Genomic DNA, 18,000 nt, shown 5'->3' with positions numbered 1-18,000 from the left:
GTGGACTTTCCGGCGATCGGATACCGACCTTCGCTGGATGTTGCGTGCGCACGAACAGTGGTGCGCTGGGGCACGTACCGGAATTTCTGTGGAAGGAATCCGATCGTGCGAGAAACCCTGCGAAACTTTGCCCGTCGCGCCGCAGTTGTGGCCACTGTTGCGGTGTGTGCGATTCCCCTTGGCGGTCTGGCCAACGCCGCCTCCAGTGACGTCGATCCCCTGATCGTCGGCGGCACGACCACCACCACCGAGGCCAACCCCTGGACGGTCGCGGTGTTCCACAGCAACCGCGAGCACTGCGGTGGCACCCTGATCGCGCCGAACAAGGTGGTCACCGCCGCGCACTGCACCGACGGTGATCCGGCCTCCCGGTTCTCCGTGGTGGCCGGACGCACCGACATGCGCACCACCAAGGGCGTGGTCGCCAAGGTGACCAAGTACTGGCAGCACCCCAGCTACCGGTCGGTGGAACAGGGTGATGACGTCGCGGTGCTCACCCTGGACCGCAACCTGGAGCAGAAGACCCTGCCCCTGGTGACCGCGGCGGACACCGGGCTGTACCGGGCCGGCACCGTCACCACCACCCTGGGCTGGGGCGACATCCGCTCCGGCGGGCCGTCCTCGCCGGTGCTGCGCAAGGTGGACGTGCCGCTGACCAGCGATGCCACCTGCAAGTCGGCCTACGGCGAGTACAACGCCACCTCGATGGTCTGCGCCGGTCTGCCCGCGGGCGGCAAGGACTCCTGCCAGGGTGATTCCGGCGGTCCGCTGGTCACCGCGGGCAAGCTGGTCGGCGTGGTGTCCTGGGGCGAGGGCTGCGCCCAGGCCGGGAAGCCGGGGGTGTACGCCCGGGTGATCAGCTACCTGGACCTGATCAAGCAGCAGCTCAGGTGAGCGGTCCGGTGCGCGGCCGCGGTGGTCGCGCACCGGCGCCCTGGCGGGCCCTCGGGTGATTCGCCCGGAGGTTGAGCGCGGCCAGCGACACGGTCTGCTCGATCCGGCGCTGCCTGGTCCCGGGTCGTGTGGCGCCCGCGATCCAGTCCAGGATGAGTCGTTTCGAGGAGGGCGGGAACTGCTCGAAGTTGTTGCGGGCCATGGGATCGCGGTCGAGTTGTGCGTGCAGGTCCGCGGGTGGGGTGCTGGGAGGTTCCCAGGTGCCGGTGGTCTTGGCCAGGTCGATCATGGCCTGGCCGGACTTGGTCATCAGGCCGCGTTCGATCATGCTCGCGGCGCGGTCTCGGTTGAGCAGGCTCCAGGTGCTGCGCGGGGTGCGCGGGGTGAATCGCAGGCGGGAGCTGGTCGGGTCGTGTTTGCGGTGGTGGCTGTCGATCCAGCCGAAGCAGAGCGCCTGTTCGATGGCCTCGTGGTAGCGCGGGCTGGGGGTGGCGCTGTCCTGGTGCTGGATGATCAGCCAGATCTCGGACTCGGATGTGCTGTGGGCGGCCAGCCAGTTGCGCCAGTCCTCGGTGGTCGCCGGGGCGAAGGTGCTCATCTCACTCCCCCGCCTGGCCGGCGAGCACGTTGAGGTAGTGCTGGTTGAACATGACGCCCAGGATGTTGCCGAAGGGGTCGATCACCGAGGCGGTGACGAAGCCGGGGCCGTGCTCGGTCGGGCCCTGCTGCGGGGTGCCGCCCAGATCGAGCAGGCGCTGGTAGGCGGCCTCGACGTCGTCGACCGCCCAGTAGGTCAGGGCGCCGCCGGTGGCACCGGCGCCGGGCGGGGCGAAGCGGCGGTCCAGGATGCCGAGTTCGTGCTGGTAGTCGCCGATGCGGAACTCGACGTAGGCGGGCCTGCCGTCCAGTTCGCGCTCGAAGTAGGGCTGGACGCCGAGCAGTTCGGTGTACCAGGCCACGGCGGCCGTGACGTCGGCGGCGAAGAAGTTGTGGGTGGTGAGTCCTCGCAACATCGGTGGTTCCTCTCGTTGGGGCTGACAGGAACCATGGTGCGACCTAAAGTGCTCATCAACTGAGCACTTTCCCGGCGAAGCTGGACAACATGCGCGCTGACCGACTTGTGGCCACCCTGCTGCTGATGCAGGCCAGGGGCCGGGTGACCGCCGCCGAGCTGGCCGCGGAGCTGGAGGTGTCGGTGGCCACCGCCCGCCGGGACCTGGAATCACTGTCCGCGGCGGGCATCCCGGTGTACCCGCAACCCGGCCGCGGTGGTGGCTGGTCCCTGGTCGGCGGGGCCCGCACCGATCTCAGCGGGCTCTCCGCCACCGAGGCCCAGGCGTTGTTCCTGCTGGTCGGACCGGCCGCCGCGGTCTCCGCCGAGGCCAAGGCGGCGTTGCGGAAACTGGTGCGGGCGCTGCCGAGTACCTTCCGCGCGGACGCCGAGGCGGCGGCCAGTGCCACAATGATCGACCCGGCCCGCTGGGGTGAGCGCGACCGGCACCGGCCCGCGATGGTGGATCTGTTGCAGTCCGCGGTGGTGCGCCGCCGCAAGGTGCGGCTGAGTTACACCAGCGGCGCGCGGGAACGCTCCGAACGCCTGGTCGAGCCGTGGGGCCTGGTCGACAAGGACGACATCTGGTACCTGCTCGCGGGCACGGCCAAGGGGCAGCGGACCTTCCGGGTGGAGCGGATCATCGAGGCCACGGTCACCGAGGAACCGGCTGAGCGGCCGGACGATTTCACGCTGGCCGCGGCCTGGGACAAGGTGGTCGGCGAGGTTGAGCAGCAGCGGTCCCGGACCTGGGCGACGGTGGTCGTCGAGTCGCGGTTCGTTCCGGTGCTGCGCAACCAGTTCGGGCGGCATTGCGAGGTCGACGAGGAGCGCGACGGACGGGCGCGGGTCCGGCTGGCCGCGCCGACGCCGCTGGATCTGGCCCGCAACCTGGCCGGCTGGGGCACGATGATCGAGGTGCTGGAACCTGGTGCGGTGCAGGCGGAACTGGCCCGGATCGGCACCGAGCTGGCCGGTCGCTACGCCACCTGAGACCTACTTGGTGGGCGCGGGAGCGGTGCTGCCGAAGGGGATCGGGGCTCTGGGGACCTTCCGGAAGATCTCCGAGCAGCCGTGGGCGCCGCCGCGGTCGGCGAGGTCGGTGGTGGCCAGGCAGACGTAGCGGCCGGAGGTGGTCAGGTCCAGGTTGCAGGTCGCGCTGGCGCCGGGAATCCCTTGCACGGTGGTCGGTTTCTCGTCGCAGCCGAACCAGATCGGCTGGCCCTGGTGGCCGCGGCCCATCCAGGCCCCGGAGATGGTGGCGCGCAACGGGGCGATGGTCCCGGCGGGCACGGTGAACTCGCAGCGCCGGGACTTCAGACCGGTGGGCATGGCACAGGCTGTGGTGTCCGGCGCGTTGACGCTGACCTCGGCGGAGAACACCGACATGGCCACCGCGACCTGGACCAGTGCCCGCTCGGGTGGCTTGGTCGAGCTGGTGGGCGGGGCGATCGGACTGGCCTCGGTGGCACGTGGCAGCACGAGTTCCCGGAGCGAGGTGGCCAGCTCGGCGGTGTTCGCGGCCAGCTTGGGTGTGGGTGCGCCGGCCGCCGCGGCGAGCTGGGTCAGTTCTTGTTGTTGTTCGGGTGGGATCCGCAGGCCGACGAAGCGGAACTCCAGGGTCAATCCGGCCTCGGCCACCTTGTCCTGGATGAGTTTCTTGACCTCGGCCTCGTTCTGGTTACAGGCGTCGATGCCCTGGCGGGTGACCACGACGATCCGGTTGGTGGTCCAGCCGCGGAACGGGTAGAACGCGCTGAAATCCTCGATGGCGCCCAGGATTCCGGCCACCATGGTGCTGCGGCCTGCGGCGGTGACCCGGCGGAGCGCGTCGGCGACCTGTTTGCCACTGCCGGTGGCCGGGGCGACGAGTTCGCTGGTGCTGGCCGGGCTGCCGCAGTCACCGCCGAAACGGCGCAGGGACAGCGAATCCGCCGCGGCGCTGTTGACCGCGGCCGCGCCGACCGCCTGGGCGAGGGGGCCGAACCCGTCCGGGGCGGCCGAGGAGTCGACGACCAGGGCGGTGCGGTGGTTGGGGATGAGGAAGTAGACGATCACCGCGGCGGCCACCAGGATCAGCGTGAGCAGCACCGCGATCAGGCGTGATCGGCGGCGGGGCTTGCCGGGCGCGGTCATCGTGGGGCCGCCGGGGCGGTGGCGCGCAGGGCGGCGATGGCCTTGTTCATGCTGGTCACCTTGGCGTTGTAGTCGGCGGCGAGGCCCCGGAAAGCCGTCAGGCCGGGGTCGAGGGACTGGGCGGAGCGAGCGGTCGCGAGCAGGTTGGTGGCGGCGGCCAGGATGCGGTCGAGCTGGGCGCGCAGCACGTCGGCCTGGCGCTGGAGGTCCTGTGCCTGCTGGGTTCTGGCCCGATCACGCAGACCGTCGAAGCGGGGGCCGGTCTGCCCGGCGGACTCCCTGGCCTCGGCCAGGGTGCTCTCCGCGAGGTCGAGGCGGCCGTCGGTGGTGGCGGCGGCCGCGGTGTTCACCCGTTCCACGGTGGGGTTGAGGATGTCCACGATCTCCTTGGCGTACCGCAGCACGGGTTCGGTGTTGGTCACGAACTCCAGTGCCGCGTCCAGCCCGGCCTGGTCGGCGGCGAACAGTGGTTCCGGCGCGCCCGCGCCACCGGCGATCCGCTTGAGCCGGTCGCGTTGCTCGCCGGGGAGCTGGTAGCCGACCAGCCGCAGCTCGATGGTCAGGCCCGCGGCGGCCAGCCGGTCCTTGATCTCCTTGCCGACGAAGGCGGTGTCCTCGTCGCAGGCGTCGGTGCCGTGCCGGGTGACCAGGATGATCCGGTTGACCTGGGTGGCACGCAGGGTGAACGGGCCGGAGAAGTCCGCCACCGCCTCCACCACCCCGCGCAACAGAGTCGGCCTGCCGCCGCGGCGCTGCCCGGCGGCCTGGGTGATCTCCTGGCGGTTGCCGGTGCCGAAGTCGACCAGCTGGGTGGTGTTGTCCGGCGCCCCGCACTCGCCGCCGAAACCGCGCAGTGCCAACGAGTCCTGGTCACCGGCGTTCTGCACCGCCTGACGCAGGGAGCGGGCGATGCTCTCGGGTTCCTCGGCGGTGGTGTCGATCAGGAACTGGGTTCGGTAGGTCGGCGCTAGCCAGGGCAGCACCCAGCTCACCACCGCCCAGGTGCCGCCGCCGAGCAGTGCCACCACGATCAGCAGCACCAGCGCCCGGCTCAGCGCGGGCGGCAGGCCGAGGTTGACGAAGAGGTTCCACATCCGGTTGTTGTCGCCGTGCTGAATTCCCTGACTGCCTCGCGCGTCGACCTCCACCCCGGAGACGGTCGCAGCGTCGCGTCACAACCCGAGGGGACGGTGCGTAACAGGTCGGTCACCAGACGTGTCCAATCGGACCGCCCGGCCGGGTGGTTCCGGCCGGGCGCGGGCACGGTCAGTCCCGGGGGATCTTGGCCGCGTTGGCCTTCAGCCAGTCGGTCAGCGACTGGAGCCGGGGGTTGAGTTCGCGGACCTGGTTGAGGTCGCGGGTGCCGACGAAGTAGTCGGCGGTGTCGGCGTAGAACTGGAAGGTGGCGGCGATCTCCTCGGCGATGGGATGACCGGAGGCGCGGACCTCCGCCGGGGTGAGCGGGCGGAAGCTGACCGGTTCGCCCAGCACCTCGGTGAACAGCGCGGCGATCTCCTTGCCGGTGGCGTGGGTGCCCGCGATGGCCACGGTGCGGCCGACGAACTCGCCGCCGCGGTTGAAAATGCCGTAGGCGGTGCGGCCGATGTCCTCCACACCGATCATCGCCATCGGGCTGTCCCCGATCGGCGTGGTCAGCACCAGGTTGCCCTCGGCGTCCCGCTGCGGGCCCTGGCCTGCCAGGAACGCCTCGTAGAAGAAGGTGGTCTGCAGGAAGGTGGTGGGCACGCCCAGCTCGGTGAACCGGGCGTCGGCCTCGGCCTTGGCGTCGAAGTGCGGGACCTTGTAGCGGCCCAGCAGGGTGGGCAATTCGATGCCGCGGTGGGCGAACTGCGGCCGGGAATCGTCCAAAGTGGACCAGATGACGTGCTTGAGGCCGGCCTCGGCCGCGATCTTGGCCGCGGTGTGCGCCTGGTCGATCTCCATCTGCGCCCGGTTGCGGACGGCTTCCTGCTCGGGGGTGAGCGCGGCCCAGAAGTTGGTCACCACGAACGCGCCGTAGGCGCCGGTGAAGGCGCGGCGGATGCTGTCCTCCTCGTCCAGGTCGGCCTGGACCACCTCGGCGCCGCGGGCGGCCAGTGCGCGGGCGGCGGGCGAGGCGGGGTCGCGGGTGATGGCGCGCAGCGAGAACGGGCCATTGGGGTCGTCCAGGATCGCGCGGGCCAGGCCGCCGCCCTGGGCTCCGGTGGCGCCGATGACTGCGATGATCTTCTTGTCGGACACGGGAAAAACTCCTTGGTTCAGTGGGTGGACAGCAGTGCGCGGACGCGGGGCGCTACCTCGCGGCCGTACAGGTCGATGGCGTGCAGCAGGGACTCGTGCCCGAGGCCGGCCATGCCGTACTTCAGGTCGAAGCGGGTGGCGCCGAGCTGCCGCAGGGTGGCGGCGATCTTGGTGGCCACGGTCTCCGGCGAGCCGACGTAGAGCGCGCCGCGCGGGCCGATCTCCTGCTCGTAGGACTCCCTGGTCGGCGGCCGGAAGCCGCGTTGCCGGGCGGCCCGGCCGAAGGCGTCCAGGTAGTGCGGGAAGAACTCCTCGCGGGCGATCTCGTCTGTGTCGGCGAGGTGACCTGGCGAGTGCACGCCGATGGGCAGGTCCGGCAGGCCGGTGTGCTGGAGGGTCTGCCGGTACAGCTCGGCGAACGGGCGGAACCTGGCGGCCGGACCGCTGATGATCGCGAGCATCAGGGACAGTCCGTGCTGGGCGGCGCGCACCACCGACAGCGGGGTGCCGCCGACGCCGATCCAGGTGGGCAGCGCGCCGGAGGTGGTGTGCGGGAAGACCTCGATGCCGTCCAGCGCGGGCCGGAACCGGCCGGTCCAGGTGACCGGTTTCTCCTCGCGCAGCAACGCGAACAGATCGGCCTTCTCGGCGAACAGCTCGTCGTAGTCGGCGAGGTCGAAGCCGAACAGCGGGAAGGACTCGGTGCTGGAGCCGCGGCCCAGGATCACCTCGGCGCGGCCGCCGGAGAGCGCGTCCAGGGTGGCGTAGCGCTGGAACACCCGCACCGGGTCGTCGGTGCTGAGCACGGTGACCGCCGAGCCCAGCCGGATCCGTTCGGTGCGGGCGGCGATCGCGGCCAGCACCAGGTCCGGCGCGGACAGCGGCATCTCGGCGGTGTGGTGCTCGCCGATGCCGAAGTAGTCCACCCCTGCGGTCTCGGCGTGCACACCCTGCTCGACCAGCAGGCGGATGCCGTCGGGCTGGCCGGCACTGTCCGGCACGTCGCCGAAGGTGTCCAGGCCGAGGGTGCGGGTGGTGGCGGTCATGGCAGCCACGCTGCACCCGTCGCGCGGCCCGTGCGCGCCCCTGCGGTGGGTACCAACGCGAGGGGATGGCAGCCCGGCCGGAACGGGGCGATCATGGGGGCATGGGTGAGAACCGGAGCACGGCTGACGAGCTGGCCGACTTCCTGCGGGCCCGGCGGGCCGCGCTCACGCCGGAGACCGTCGGGGTGCCCACCTACGGCCAGCCGCGCCGGGTGCCTGGCCTGCGCCGGGACGAGGTGGCTCAGCTGGCCGGGATCAGCGTGAACTACTACACCCGGCTTGAGCAGGGCGAAAGCCATCAGCTGTCGGATTCGGTGCTGTCCGCGCTGGCCGCCGCCCTGCAGCTCAACGTGGACGAGCACGCGCATCTGCTCAGGCTGGCCCGGCCCGCGCGGACGGTGCGCCGCGGCGCCGGTCCGGAATCGGTCCGGGCCTCGATGCTGACGTTGCTGGAGAGCAACACCGAACAGGCCGCGGTACTGGTCGGCCGCAGCACCACTCTGCTGGCCGCCAACCGCCTGGGCTTCGCCCTCTACGGCCTGCGCCCGGACCAGCGGCCGAACCTGACCAAGCTGATGTTCCTCTCCCCCGAGTGGCGTGATCTGCTGCCGGACTGGCCTGCGCAGGCCCGCAACGCCGCCTCCTACCTGCGCGCGGCCACCAGCGATCACCCGGATGATGCGATGCTGGCCGCGCTGATCGGCGAGCTGAGCATCAAGAGCACGGATTTCGCCCGGATCTGGGCCGAGCACCCGGTGGCCGAATGCCTGCCCAAGGTGCAGCAGTTCCGGCATCCGCTGGTCGGCGAGCTGGTGTTGCAGGAGGAGATCCTGCGACTGCCGGACGATTCGAGTCAGCGGCTGATCTTCCTGGGCGCTGCACCTGGCACGCCGTCGGCCGAACGGTTGCGGTTGCTGGACTCGCTGGTGTCCTAGCGGCCGAGTGCGGTGGCCAGTTCGGTGAGATATCCGGCCACCGGGCCGAAGGTGAGCAGGCCGCTGCCCGCGCCGGCGAGTTCGGCGGCGGCGGGCAGCAGTTCGGTGTGCGCGCGTTCGAGGGTGTCGCGGTCACCCAGGGCCAGTGCGGTGCGGGCGAGCAGGGCGAGGCGGGCCTCGGTGAGCAGGTCGGCGGGGGTGTCCGGGAGGGCGCGAACCGCGGCCAGGGCGGCGGGGCGGTCGCCCGCGGCGAGCAGGGCGAGTGGGCGGACCCAGTCCCGGTACGGGCCCCAGTCCGCATTTATGTCCACTATGGACAGTGGGTCGCGCTGGAGGTCCAGGGACAACAGGGCGAGGGGCAGCAGGCCGTGGGACAGGCCGGGCATGCCCGCGGTGGCGAGGCGGACGGCGGCAGTGCGGTAGGCGGCTTCGGCTTCGGTGAACCGGGCAGCGGCGGAGTGGCGCAGGGCTGCGTAGAACTCGGTGAAGACGGCGACCAGTGGTAGCTGGTGGCCCTCGGCGAGCTGGTCGACGGCGGTGGCGTGCCGGTCGGCGGTGACGAAGTCGGCCTGGGCGGAGTTGGCCTGGATCAGGATGAGGTGGGCGAGGACCTCGAAGGTGACCAGGCCGTGCTCGGTGGCCAGGGCGAGGAGTTCGCGGCCCAGCGCGGCGCGTTCCGGGGAGAGGCCCGCGCGGTCGAAGGTGTGCAGGAAGCGGCCGTTGAGGGCGAAGGCGAGCAGGGCCGGATCGGCCAGTTCCCTGGCCAGGGATTCGGCTTCGGCGGCGGCCGCGCGGGCGCGAGTGGAGCGGGTGCCGCGCAGTTCCATGGCGAGGGTGGTCAGCAGGCGGGCCCGGTCGGCGATCCGGTGCGGCGGCAGCGCGGCGAGGGTGCGTTCGGTGACCGCGACCACCTGGGCGGCGATCGCCGGGTCGTCGTGGGTGGTCCAGCTGCCGGGCACGTCGAAGGCGGCGATGACCCTGGCGGTGAGTTCCGGGTCGCCGAGGGCTTCGGCGTCGGCGAGGGTGGTGGCGCGCTGGTCGCGGGCGGTGTGCAGGTGGCCGGTGACGGCCTGGTTGCGGATCAGGCCCATCCGGAGTTCGAGGCGGGTGCGCGGGTCGCCGTCTTGAGCGTCGAGGGCGTGCCGGTAGTGGCGGGCGGCTTCGTGTGGGGCGAACCGGGATTCGGCCAGGCGGGCCGCGGCGCCGGCGTAATGCGCGCGGCGGTCGGCGGGGGCGCGGGAACCGGCCAGTAGGTGGTGGTGGGCCAGGGCGTCGATGTCGTTGGGACGCAGGCGTTCCAGGGTGTGCGCGAGGGTGGCGTGCCAGCGGGCGCGGCGGGATTCGGAGACCTCGTCGTAGAGGGTGTCGCGGACCAGGGCGTGCGCGAACCGGAGGCGGTCGGGGCCTGACTCGGTGAGGAAACCCAGCAGCAGGGCGGTATCCAGGGTGTCCAGGACCAGGTTCTCGTTGCCGGACAGGGTGATCAGCAGGTCGAGATCGGGGTCCCGGCCGATCACGGCGGCCTGGCGGAGGGCCGTGCGGGCCTGTTCGGGCAGGGCGGTGAGGCGGTGGCGGATCACCTCGCGGACCCCGGCGGGCACGGCGAGGTCGCCCTCGGACTCGTAGTGGCGGGCGAGTTCGCGGGCGAAGAACGGGTTGCCGCCACTGCGTTCGTGGATGGCGTGCAGCACGCGGGCCGGGAGCACGCGCTGGGTGGTGGCGCGGACGAGTTCGGCGGTGGCGGACTCGGGCAGGCCGGTGAGGTAGACGCGGGTGGGTTCGGCGGGGGCGATGCGGGCGAGCAGCTCGGCCAGGCCGGGGGTGATCTGGGTGGAGCGGTGGGTGGCGAGGATGCGGATCGGGCGGGGCGGAGGTTCGGTGACCAGGGTGGCGAGCAGGGCGAGGGTTTCCTCGGTGGCGCGGTGCAGGTCGTCGAGGACGAGCAGGAGCGGGGATCGCCGGGCGAGCGTGTCCACATAGGACAGTACGGTGCGGTGGAAGTGGAAGCGGTCCTCGGGGGGTTCGGCGGGGAAGGGGTGGTGGGTGGCGAGGGTGCGCAGGATCTGGGTCCAGGGCCAGGTGGCGGGGGTGTCGGGGTGTTCGGGATTGCGGCCCCAGGCGGTGATCCAGCCCTGGGCGGCGAGGGTGCTGGTGAGGGTTTCGGCGAGGGCGGTTTTGCCGGAGCCGGGTTCGCCGGAGATGAGGGCCAGGTGGAGGCGGGGTGGAGTGGGGGTCAGCTGGGCGAGTTCGGTGGTGCGGCCGAGGAGCAGGGGTTCGGGGCGGGGGGTTGGTGGGGGCGGTGCGGTGGTGCGGCTGGGGTTCCGGGGTTCGTGGCGGGGGTTCGAGGGTGGGGAAGGTTGGCCCGGGTCGCGGGGGTGCGGGGGTGCGGTTGGGGCGTCCAGGTGTGGGGCCTGGGTGAGGATGTCTGCTTCCAGCTGGCGGAGGGCGGGGCCCGGGTCCACGCCCAACTCGGTGACCAGGGCGTTTCTCGCGGTGCGCAGGGCGTCCAGGGCGTCGTGCTGGCGGCCGGTGCGGTAGAGGGCCAGGGCGAGCAGGTGCCAGGCGTGTTCGCGCCAGGGGTGGGTGGTGATGTGGGCGCGCAGGTCGGCGGCGACCGCGGCGCCCTGGCCCTGGGCCAGGGCGGCTTCGGCCCGGCGTTCCACGGCCAGCAGGCGGAGTTCGTCCAGGCGGGCGATTTCCGGGCGGGCCCAGTGTTCCTCGGCGAACTCGGCGTAGGCGGCGCCGCGCCACAGGGCGAGCGCTGTGTCCAATGTGGACAGATCAGGGGTGGCGAGCGCGGCCTCGAACCGGTCGGCGTCGACCGCGTCCGGGGTGGTGCGCAAGGCGTAGCCGGGGGCCTCGGTCACCAGCAGGGTGGCGGGGGTTCTGGGGGCACGGCCGGGTTCCAGGGACTGGCGGAGGGTGTTGATGGAGGTCTGGATCGCGCCAAGGGCGCCGCCGGGCGGGTCTGCCCACAGGTCGTTGATGAGGGTGCGGACCGAGACCACCCGGCGGCGGGCGATCAGCAGCCGGGCCAGGATCGCGCGCTGGCGGGGGCCTTTGAGGGTGACCGGGCCGTGCTCGTCCGCGGCCACCAGTGGGCCGAGCACGCCGAAGGTCATCACGTGCCGAGCCTAAGCGTTTGCTGATCGGTTGCTGATCGGGCGCGGGCACGCTGCGCTCATGACACCCAGGATCACCGGATTCGACTACCACCGGGTCACCGTCGCCCCGGAGGTGGCACTGAACGTGGCGGTGGGCGGGACCGGCCGCCCGATCGTGCTGCTGCACGGCTTCCCGCAAACGCACCTGATGTGGCGGCACGTGGCCGCCGACCTGGCCGCCGATCACACCGTCATCGCGCCTGACCTGCGTGGCTACGGGGACAGCGACAAACCGGCCGACGGCTACGCCAAGCGCACCATGGCCGCGGACATCGTCGAACTGGCCGGCGCGCTGGGGCACGAGCGGTTCGCGCTGGCCGGGCACGACCGGGGCGCGCTGGTGGCCATCCGGGCGGGCCTGGACCACCCGGACGTGGTCACCCACCTGGCCTCGCTGGATGTGCTGCCGACCACGGACATGTGGGCGGTCCTGTGCGGGCGGTCGGCGGCCATCGGCTTCCACCTCTACCTGATGGCCCAGCCGCCGGGGCTGCCGGAGGCGATGATCAGCGCGAGCGCGGATGAGTTCTTCGGCTACTTCCTGGATCTCTGGACCAAGGATCCGGCCGCGATCCCGGCCCCGATCCGCACGGCCTACCTGGATGCCTGCCGCACCGCGGTGCCCTCGATCGTCGCGGACTACCGGGCCAGCGCCGGGGTGGACGTCGAGCATGATCAGGCCGACCGGGCGGCCGGGAACCGGTTGCGGATGCCGGTGACGGTGTTGCAGCAGGACTGGGGCTCGGCACTGGGATTCGACGCGGCCGCGTTGTGGCGGGCCTGGGCGCCGGAGGTCGAGCACCAGACGGTGTCCTGCGGGCACTTCATGGCCGAGGAGGCGCCCGCGGTGGTGGTCGGCGCGGTGCGGGAGCTGCTGCGGCGGACTGGCTGATCACGTGTCTGGAGCAGTGGCGCCGCACCCCGTTGATCGCGCTGATCTCAATCAGCCGACCCGGTGATACCGGCGGTTCGGAGCTTCTGGCTCCGGGCCGCCCGGCCCGGTTGTGGCCGCGCGTTCATCCGCAGTGCTGAGCCGGAATTGGTCCCGCAGAGGCTCTTCCGCGCCGGGCGCCGTCGCTAGCCTGGCCCGCGGCATCTACCGCATCTCGTTGAAGGGGAACCACCTGTGGCTGTATCCGTGGACCTGGCCAAGCAGCTGGACAAGGCGTACGAGAACCTGACCGTGGCCGAGGTTCTGGACGCGCCGGTCGCCGCGCTGGCCGGCGTCAGCGAGGGCGACGCGGAGAAGCTGTCCGCCGCCTTCGGCATCAAGACGGTCCGCGACCTGGGCACCAACAAGTACTTCAAGCTGGCCGCCGCGCTGGCCACGATCGGCGACAACGGCAAGTGATTCCAGCGCGGCCGGGGGTGCGGGCGCACTCCCGGCCGCCGCACTGCGGGTAACCTCCGGCCCGTGCGGGTCTTCGAGGAACATCGGTCCCGCCTGTTCGGCCTGGCCTACCGGTTGCTCGGTTCGGCCGCGGAGGCCGAGGACGCGGTCCAGGACGCCGCGGTCCGCTGGCACCTGGCGGATCGGGCGGCCATCAGCGTGCCCGCCGCCTGGCTCACCACAGTGATCACCAACCTGTGCCTGACCCGGCTGACCGCCGCCCGCGCCCGCCGCGAACACTACGTCGGCAGCTGGTTGCCGGAACCGGTGCTCACCGCGGACGGCGCGCTCGGTCCCCTGGAAACCGCGGCACAGCGGGACCTGGTGTCCCTGGGGATGCTGGTGCTGATGGAACGGCTCACCCCGGTGCAGCGCGCGGTGTTCGTGCTGGCCGAGGCCTTCGACTACCCGCACCGGGAGATCGCCGAGATCCTCGACATCGAGGAGTCGCATTCCCGGCAACTCCTGCACCGGGCCCGCGAGCACGTGGCCGCCCAACGGCGGCGGTTCACCCCGGACCGCTCCGCCCAGCACCGCATCGTGAGCCGGTTCCTGGCCGCCACCCTCACCGGCGACCTGGCCGGGCTGGAGCAGCTGCTCGCCGAGGACGTGGTCTCCTGGGCTGACGGCGGTGGCACCACCACCGCGGCCCGGCGCGCCATCACCGGCAAACCCAAGGTCCTGCGCTACCTGCTCGGCCTGTCCCGGCACCCGCGGTCCGCCCTGGTCAGTGCCAGCGTCGCCGAGGTCAACGGCCACCCGGCCGCGCTGCTCCGGGTCGGCGACACCCTGACCGCGATCCTGGCCCCCGACCTGGACAACGACCGGATCACCGGGCTGCATCTGATCGTCAACTCGGCCAAACTCACCTTCGCCGCCAGTCAGCTCAGGTGATCGCGCCCACACCCCGTCACGATTCCGGCGGCTGTCCGGTCAATCCGCCATGACCCACCGCATCGTGATCCTGGGGGCCGGGTACGCGGGCCTGGCCGCGGCCAACCGGCTGTCCCGCCTGCTGCCTGCCGCGCACCTGACCCTGGTCAACCGCGCCCCGCACTTCGTCGAACGGGTCCGTCTGCACCAGCTCGCCGCCGGCCAATCCCTGCGCAGGCACCCACTTCCCGGCTACGCCAGCACCGGCACGGTGACCGGCATCGACCTCGCCGCGCGCACGGTGCACCTGGATACGGGCAACCAACTCCGCTACGACACCCTGGTGTACGCCCTGGGCAGCTCGGCCGACCTGGACACGGTGCCCGGCGTCCGCGAACACGCCTTCGCGCTGGCCGATCAGGAAGCGGCCCACCGCCTCCGCGCCCACCTGCCCACGCTTCCTGACGGCGCGCGGCTGACCGTGGTCGGCGGTGGCCTCACCGGCATCGAGGCCGCCACCGAACTCGCCGAAGCCCGCCCGGACCTGCACGTCAGCCTGCTCAGCCGCACCCAGCCCGGCGCCTGGCTCTCCCCCGCCGCCCGCCGCCACCTGGACCGTGCCCTCACCCGCCTGGGCATCACCACCCACCACGGCAGCCAGGTCAGCAAGCTCGGCCCGGACACCGTGCACCTGGCCGACGGCACCGGCCTGCGCACCGACCTCACGGTCTGGGCGGCCGGTTTCCGGGTGCCCGCCCTGGCCGCCGAGGCGGGTCTGGCCGTGGACGCCCATGGCCGCCTGCTCGTCGACGACCATCTGCGTTCGATCTCGCATCCGGAGGTCTACGGCATTGGCGACGCGGCGGCGGGCGCGCGGATGTCCTGCCAGACCGGGCTGCCCATGGGCCGTTACGCGGCAACGGATATCGCGCGCGGCAGGCTCGGCCGCCGGACCCGGCCGATCCGGATCCGCTACGTGTGGCAGAACATCAGCCTGGGCCGCCGGGACGGGATCACCCAGTTCACCCGCCCCGACGACACCCCGGTCAACGCGGTGCTGACCGGCCGGATCTCCGCGCTGTTCAAGGAGTTCATCACCCGCGGCGCGGCCTGGACCACCCGGCGCTGAGCCTGCGGCCGGGAAAACCAAGATTCATTCAAGAAACGTCCTAGATCACCCGCCTACCGTCCCCGCAGACCTACTGGGGGGTTCCATGAAGCTCGCGCCCGGGTCGGCGACCGCCGGCCTCGCGATCGTGCCGATCAGCTCGTTGCGTCCCGCCATGGCGTTGCGGGCGGCCGGGGTGGACGCACAGCACGTCCGGCTGCTCGCCGAAGCCGCGGCCGACCTGCCGCCGATCCTGGTGCACCGGCCCACCATGCGGGTGATCGACGGGATGCACCGGGTGAACGCGGCGCTGCTGGCCGGCCGGGAGCAGATCGAGGCCCGGTTCTTCGACGGGCCGGAGAGCGCGGCGTTCGTGCTGGCGGTCTCGGCCAACATCGCCCACGGCCTGCCACTGACCAGGGCCGACCGGGAGGCCGCCGCGATCAGGGTGATCCGGGCCGAGCCGCGGTGGTCGGACCGGGCCATCGCGGCCAGCGTCGGGTTGTCCGCGGACACCGTGGGCGCGCTGCGGCGGCGGGCAACCGTCGATCTCGGACAGTTGGCCACCAGGATCGGCCGGGACGGGCGGGCCCGGCCCGTCGACGGGGCCGAGGGGCGGCGGCGGGCAAGGGAGTTCGTGCTGGCCCGGCCGGATGCCTCGCTGCGGGAGATCGCCAGGGCGGCCGGGATCTCCCCGGCCACCGCCCGGGATGTCCGGGACCGGCTCCAGCGGGGCGAGGATCCGGTGCTGCCCAGGCGGAGCAGCGGCGCGAACCCGGTGCGGGCCGAGGAAGTGCTGGCGCGGTTGCGGCTGGACCCGGCCGTGCGGTTCACCGAACACGGGCGGGCCGCGCTGCGCTGGCTGGAGGCACGCGTGCTCGGACCCGGCGACCAGACCGGCCTGCTCACGGCGTTACCCCCGCATTCGGCGCGCCTGGTCGCCGGTCTGGCCAGGGACTGCGCGCAGCACTGGCGGCGGCTGGCCGAGGACCTGGACCGGCTGGCCGCGGAGCACTGACCCGCGAGGCCCGGTGACCCTGATCGGCCACCGGACCTCGCTCCGGGTCACTGGAGCGGGGCCGGGCCCCAGTTGTCCCGGCGCAGCACGTGGTCCACCGGACTCAACCACCAGTGCTGCAACAACCCTTCGGTGCCCCGGGCGAACACCGTCAGCTGGTCCCGGTCGGACAACGCGGCCGGGTTGCCCGCCACGCCGTCACCCCAGCTGTCCTGCCGGGCGATCCCGTCCGCCGGGCTCAGCCACCAGTGCCGCAGCGAGCCGTCCGCGCCGCGGGCGAACACGGTCAGCTCATCCCGGTGCAGCAACGCCACCGGACTACCGGCCAACGCGCCACCCCAGCTGTCCTGCCGGGCGATCCCGTCCGCCGGGTTCAGCCACCAGTGCCGCAGCGAACCATCGGTTCCCCTGGCGAACACGGTCAGGGAGTCCCGGTACACCAGGGCCGTGGGGTTGCCCGCGATGCCGCCGCCCCAGGTGTCCCGGCGCAACCCGGTCCCGGCGGTCCACCACCAGTGCTGCAGCGAGCCGTCCGCACCGCGGGCGAACACGGTCAGCTCCTCGCGATTGCTGACCACCGTGGGCTCGCCGCCCAGTCCGTCGCCCCAGTTGTCGTGCCGCACCACGCCTTCGGCCGGGGACCACCACCAGTGCAGCAGCTTCCCGTCCACTCCCCTGGCGAACACGGTCAGCACGCCCTGGTGGACCACCGCGATCGGATCGCCGGCCAGCCCGGCGCCCCAGCTGTCCTGACCGGCGACGCTGCCGTCGGCCCTGGTCCACCAGTGCTGCAACGAACCGTCCAGGCCGCGGGCGAAGATCACCTGCTCGGTATGCGAGCCGTTGTGGAAGGCCACCACCGCGGGCTTGCCGCCGACGCCGGTGCCCACGGTGTCCTGCCGGTGCGACTGGCCAGCGCTGATCGCCCAGCGCTGCAACGTGTTGTCCGCGCCGCGGCCGTAGAAGGTCAGCCGGTCGTTGAACACCTGGGCCGAGGGCGCCGGGCCGGGTTCGGGCTCGTCCTCGACCACCTCGTACTGGCCCACCCGCAGGAAGTCCTCCACCTGGGCCGCGGTGCCGGCCAGGGCCGCGCGGGCGGCGGCGACCAGTTTCGGCCTGCCACCGTGCCGTTCGGCCTTGACCAGGATCTCCTGCACCCGGTCCCGGTCGGCTTTCTCCTTGGCCGCCAGTTCCTTGGCCAGATCTCGTTTGCTGGCCTCGTGCACGCCGGTGTGGATGAAGGTCCGCCAGTCGGCGGGGGCCGGGCTGAGCAGGGCCAGGTAGGCCGCACCTGCCACCTCGGTGCTGGGGGCGGCCCGCTTCCAGATCAGCCGGACGAAGTTGTCATCGGTCAGGACCAGCACGTCCTCCCCGGCCACGATGCCCAGCACCGAGGCCGCGCGGGCCTTGGCATCCCGCTCGCGCAGTCGCTGTTTCTCCGCCTCGGTCTGCTGGTGGTCCTCCTCGATCTCCCGCCGCCGCTGCTGTTCGTAGGCCTCGCGCAGCCCGTTGTCGATGAAGGCCTGCTGCTGCGCCGCGGTGCCGCCGAAGGCCGCCAGCGCGGCGTCCTTCACCTCGGGTCCGGTGGCCCGCTTGACGATCTCGTAGATGAAGTCGCGGTTGCTCAGCACCAGCAGTTCCGGCGAGGCCACGATGCCCAGCACCGCGGCGGCCCGGCGCTTGGCCTCCCGCAGGATCCGGGCCGCCTGCGCGTTCTGCACCTCCTTGGCGATGTCCCGGCCGATCGCCTCGTGCAGGCCGGTGGTGATGAAGTGCGTGCAGGCCGCGAAGGCGGTGCTGGTGGCCGCGTTGAGCGCGAGTTCGGCCGAGGCGGTGGCCTCCTCCCGGTTCGGGTCGGCGTGCAGCTTCTGCCACAGCCTGAACACCAGGTCCCGGTCACCCAGCAGCAGCAACGGGTCGAGTTCGTCGGCGGTGTAGCCCACCGCGGCGGCCGCCTTGGCCTTGGCCTGCGGGGAGGCTGACGGCGTGCCCTGGTCGGCCGTGGCCGCGGCGACGGCGGGTCCGGGCGCCGCGGCTGCCGGACCGGCCTGACCGGTCACCAGCGCGAGCACGGCCACCGCCGCGAGCACACTCCGGGTCACCGGCTTTGCGTTCTGGATTCTTCGCATACAGCGAGACACCCC

At 72.2% G+C, this 18,000-nt stretch carries 16 protein-coding genes; 8 read left to right on the top strand and 8 right to left on the bottom strand.

Going from position 1 to position 18,000, the window contains the following annotated elements:
* Positions 1 to 162 precede the first annotated feature (162 nt).
* The gene (locus ACTOWY_RS20945) at positions 163 to 894 is read left to right on the top strand and encodes a S1 family peptidase (protein ID WP_441311341.1); all 732 of its coding nucleotides are present in this window, start codon (positions 163 to 165) and stop codon (positions 892 to 894) included.
* Here ACTOWY_RS20945 and ACTOWY_RS20940 read toward each other — a convergent pair.
* The gene (locus ACTOWY_RS20940; RefSeq protein ID WP_441311340.1) at positions 887 to 1,492 is read right to left on the bottom strand and encodes a YdeI/OmpD-associated family protein; all 606 of its coding nucleotides are present in this window, start codon (positions 1,490 to 1,492) and stop codon (positions 887 to 889) included. The two genes, ACTOWY_RS20945 and ACTOWY_RS20940, sit on opposite strands and share 8 nt — an antisense overlap.
* A 1-nt stretch (position 1,493) precedes the next feature.
* Positions 1,494 to 1,907 carry a VOC family protein gene (locus tag ACTOWY_RS20935; RefSeq protein WP_441311339.1) on the bottom strand — a complete coding sequence of 138 codons (414 nt, stop codon included), beginning with the start codon at positions 1,905 to 1,907 and terminating at the stop codon, positions 1,494 to 1,496.
* A gap of 89 nt (positions 1,908 to 1,996) precedes the next feature.
* Between ACTOWY_RS20935 and ACTOWY_RS20930 the strand changes: the two genes are divergently transcribed.
* Complete coding sequence (locus ACTOWY_RS20930) at positions 1,997 to 2,938, top strand: helix-turn-helix transcriptional regulator (protein ID WP_441311338.1); 942 nt, start codon at positions 1,997 to 1,999, stop codon at positions 2,936 to 2,938.
* A gap of 3 nt (positions 2,939 to 2,941) precedes the next feature.
* Here ACTOWY_RS20930 and ACTOWY_RS20925 read toward each other — a convergent pair whose 3' ends face one another.
* The 4 genes from ACTOWY_RS20925 to ACTOWY_RS20910 all read right to left on the bottom strand — a co-directional run bounded on the left by ACTOWY_RS20925 (position 2,942) and on the right by ACTOWY_RS20910 (position 7,368).
* Positions 2,942 to 4,081, bottom strand: coding sequence for a hypothetical protein (locus ACTOWY_RS20925; protein WP_441311337.1), 1,140 nt, complete (start codon positions 4,079 to 4,081; stop codon positions 2,942 to 2,944).
* Positions 4,078 to 5,229, bottom strand: coding sequence for a VWA domain-containing protein (locus tag ACTOWY_RS20920; RefSeq protein WP_441311336.1), 1,152 nt, complete (start codon positions 5,227 to 5,229; stop codon positions 4,078 to 4,080). Before ACTOWY_RS20920 ends, ACTOWY_RS20925 begins: the two co-directional genes overlap by 4 nt.
* A gap of 118 nt (positions 5,230 to 5,347) precedes the next feature.
* Positions 5,348 to 6,322: an NmrA/HSCARG family protein gene (locus tag ACTOWY_RS20915; protein ID WP_441311335.1), complete on the bottom strand. Its 975-nt coding sequence runs from the start codon at positions 6,320 to 6,322 to the stop codon at positions 5,348 to 5,350.
* A gap of 17 nt (positions 6,323 to 6,339) precedes the next feature.
* Entirely contained in the window at positions 6,340 to 7,368 is a 1,029-nt protein-coding gene (locus ACTOWY_RS20910) for an LLM class flavin-dependent oxidoreductase (RefSeq protein ID WP_441311334.1), read from the bottom strand.
* Between the two features lie 101 nt (positions 7,369 to 7,469).
* On the opposite strand from ACTOWY_RS20910, the gene ACTOWY_RS20905 reads away from it, so the two are divergent.
* A complete protein-coding gene (locus tag ACTOWY_RS20905) occupies positions 7,470 to 8,303 on the top strand; it encodes an MmyB family transcriptional regulator (RefSeq protein ID WP_441311333.1) in 834 nt (277 codons plus the stop codon).
* Here ACTOWY_RS20905 and ACTOWY_RS20900 read toward each other — a convergent pair.
* Positions 8,300 to 11,425 (bottom strand): BTAD domain-containing putative transcriptional regulator, encoded by a 3,126-nt coding sequence (locus tag ACTOWY_RS20900; protein ID WP_441311524.1) that lies wholly within the window; start codon positions 11,423 to 11,425, stop codon positions 8,300 to 8,302. The genes ACTOWY_RS20905 and ACTOWY_RS20900 overlap by 4 nt on opposite strands.
* Before the next feature lie 61 nt (positions 11,426 to 11,486).
* On the opposite strand from ACTOWY_RS20900, the gene ACTOWY_RS20895 reads away from it, so the two are divergent.
* The 5 genes from ACTOWY_RS20895 (at position 11,487) to ACTOWY_RS20875 (ending at position 15,856) form a co-directional block, all read left to right on the top strand.
* Positions 11,487 to 12,359 (top strand): alpha/beta fold hydrolase, encoded by an 873-nt coding sequence (locus ACTOWY_RS20895; protein WP_441311332.1) that lies wholly within the window; start codon positions 11,487 to 11,489, stop codon positions 12,357 to 12,359.
* A gap of 234 nt (positions 12,360 to 12,593) precedes the next feature.
* Positions 12,594 to 12,818, top strand: coding sequence for a hypothetical protein (locus ACTOWY_RS20890; protein ID WP_441311331.1), 225 nt, complete (start codon positions 12,594 to 12,596; stop codon positions 12,816 to 12,818).
* 63 nt (positions 12,819 to 12,881) lie between these two features.
* On the top strand, positions 12,882 to 13,751 hold the full coding sequence (gene sigJ / locus ACTOWY_RS20885; RefSeq protein WP_441311330.1) for an RNA polymerase sigma factor SigJ: 870 nt from the start codon (positions 12,882 to 12,884) through the stop codon (positions 13,749 to 13,751).
* A gap of 49 nt (positions 13,752 to 13,800) precedes the next feature.
* On the top strand, positions 13,801 to 14,859 hold the full coding sequence (locus ACTOWY_RS20880; RefSeq protein WP_441311329.1) for an NAD(P)/FAD-dependent oxidoreductase: 1,059 nt from the start codon (positions 13,801 to 13,803) through the stop codon (positions 14,857 to 14,859).
* Between the two features lie 85 nt (positions 14,860 to 14,944).
* Positions 14,945 to 15,856, top strand: a complete 912-nt coding sequence (locus ACTOWY_RS20875; RefSeq protein WP_441311328.1) for a hypothetical protein — start codon at positions 14,945 to 14,947, stop codon at positions 15,854 to 15,856.
* A 47-nt stretch (positions 15,857 to 15,903) separates the two neighbouring features.
* Here the strand turns inward: ACTOWY_RS20875 and ACTOWY_RS20870 are convergent, their stop codons facing one another.
* Positions 15,904 to 17,985: a hypothetical protein gene (locus tag ACTOWY_RS20870; RefSeq protein ID WP_441311327.1), complete on the bottom strand. Its 2,082-nt coding sequence runs from the start codon at positions 17,983 to 17,985 to the stop codon at positions 15,904 to 15,906.
* Positions 17,986 to 18,000 lie beyond the last annotated feature (15 nt).

The sequence above is a fragment of the Crossiella sp. CA198 genome (assembly GCF_052078295.1).
Classification (GTDB): domain Bacteria; phylum Actinomycetota; class Actinomycetes; order Mycobacteriales; family Pseudonocardiaceae; genus Crossiella.
This window is presented reverse-complemented; position numbering and strand designations above follow the sequence as displayed.

What these genes read in the sequence shown, in the direction of transcription:
- ACTOWY_RS20940 (WP_441311340.1), bottom strand. Translation starts at nt 1,492, where the DNA reads ATGAGCACCTTCGCCCCGGCGACCACCGAGGACTGGCGCAACTGGCTG.
- ACTOWY_RS20935 (WP_441311339.1), bottom strand. Translation starts at nt 1,907, where the DNA reads ATGTTGCGAGGACTCACCACCCACAACTTCTTCGCCGCCGACGTCACG.
- ACTOWY_RS20930 (WP_441311338.1), top strand. Translation starts at nt 1,997, where the DNA reads ATGCGCGCTGACCGACTTGTGGCCACCCTGCTGCTGATGCAGGCCAGG.
- ACTOWY_RS20925 (WP_441311337.1), bottom strand. Translation starts at nt 4,081, where the DNA reads ATGACCGCGCCCGGCAAGCCCCGCCGCCGATCACGCCTGATCGCGGTG.
- ACTOWY_RS20910 (WP_441311334.1), bottom strand. Translation starts at nt 7,368, where the DNA reads ATGACCGCCACCACCCGCACCCTCGGCCTGGACACCTTCGGCGACGTG.
- ACTOWY_RS20905 (WP_441311333.1), top strand. Translation starts at nt 7,470, where the DNA reads ATGGGTGAGAACCGGAGCACGGCTGACGAGCTGGCCGACTTCCTGCGG.
- ACTOWY_RS20900 (WP_441311524.1), bottom strand. Translation starts at nt 11,425, where the DNA reads ATGACCTTCGGCGTGCTCGGCCCACTGGTGGCCGCGGACGAGCACGGC.
- ACTOWY_RS20895 (WP_441311332.1), top strand. Translation starts at nt 11,487, where the DNA reads ATGACACCCAGGATCACCGGATTCGACTACCACCGGGTCACCGTCGCC.
- ACTOWY_RS20880 (WP_441311329.1), top strand. Translation starts at nt 13,801, where the DNA reads ATGACCCACCGCATCGTGATCCTGGGGGCCGGGTACGCGGGCCTGGCC.
- ACTOWY_RS20875 (WP_441311328.1), top strand. Translation starts at nt 14,945, where the DNA reads ATGAAGCTCGCGCCCGGGTCGGCGACCGCCGGCCTCGCGATCGTGCCG.
- ACTOWY_RS20870 (WP_441311327.1), bottom strand. Translation starts at nt 17,985, where the DNA reads ATGCGAAGAATCCAGAACGCAAAGCCGGTGACCCGGAGTGTGCTCGCG.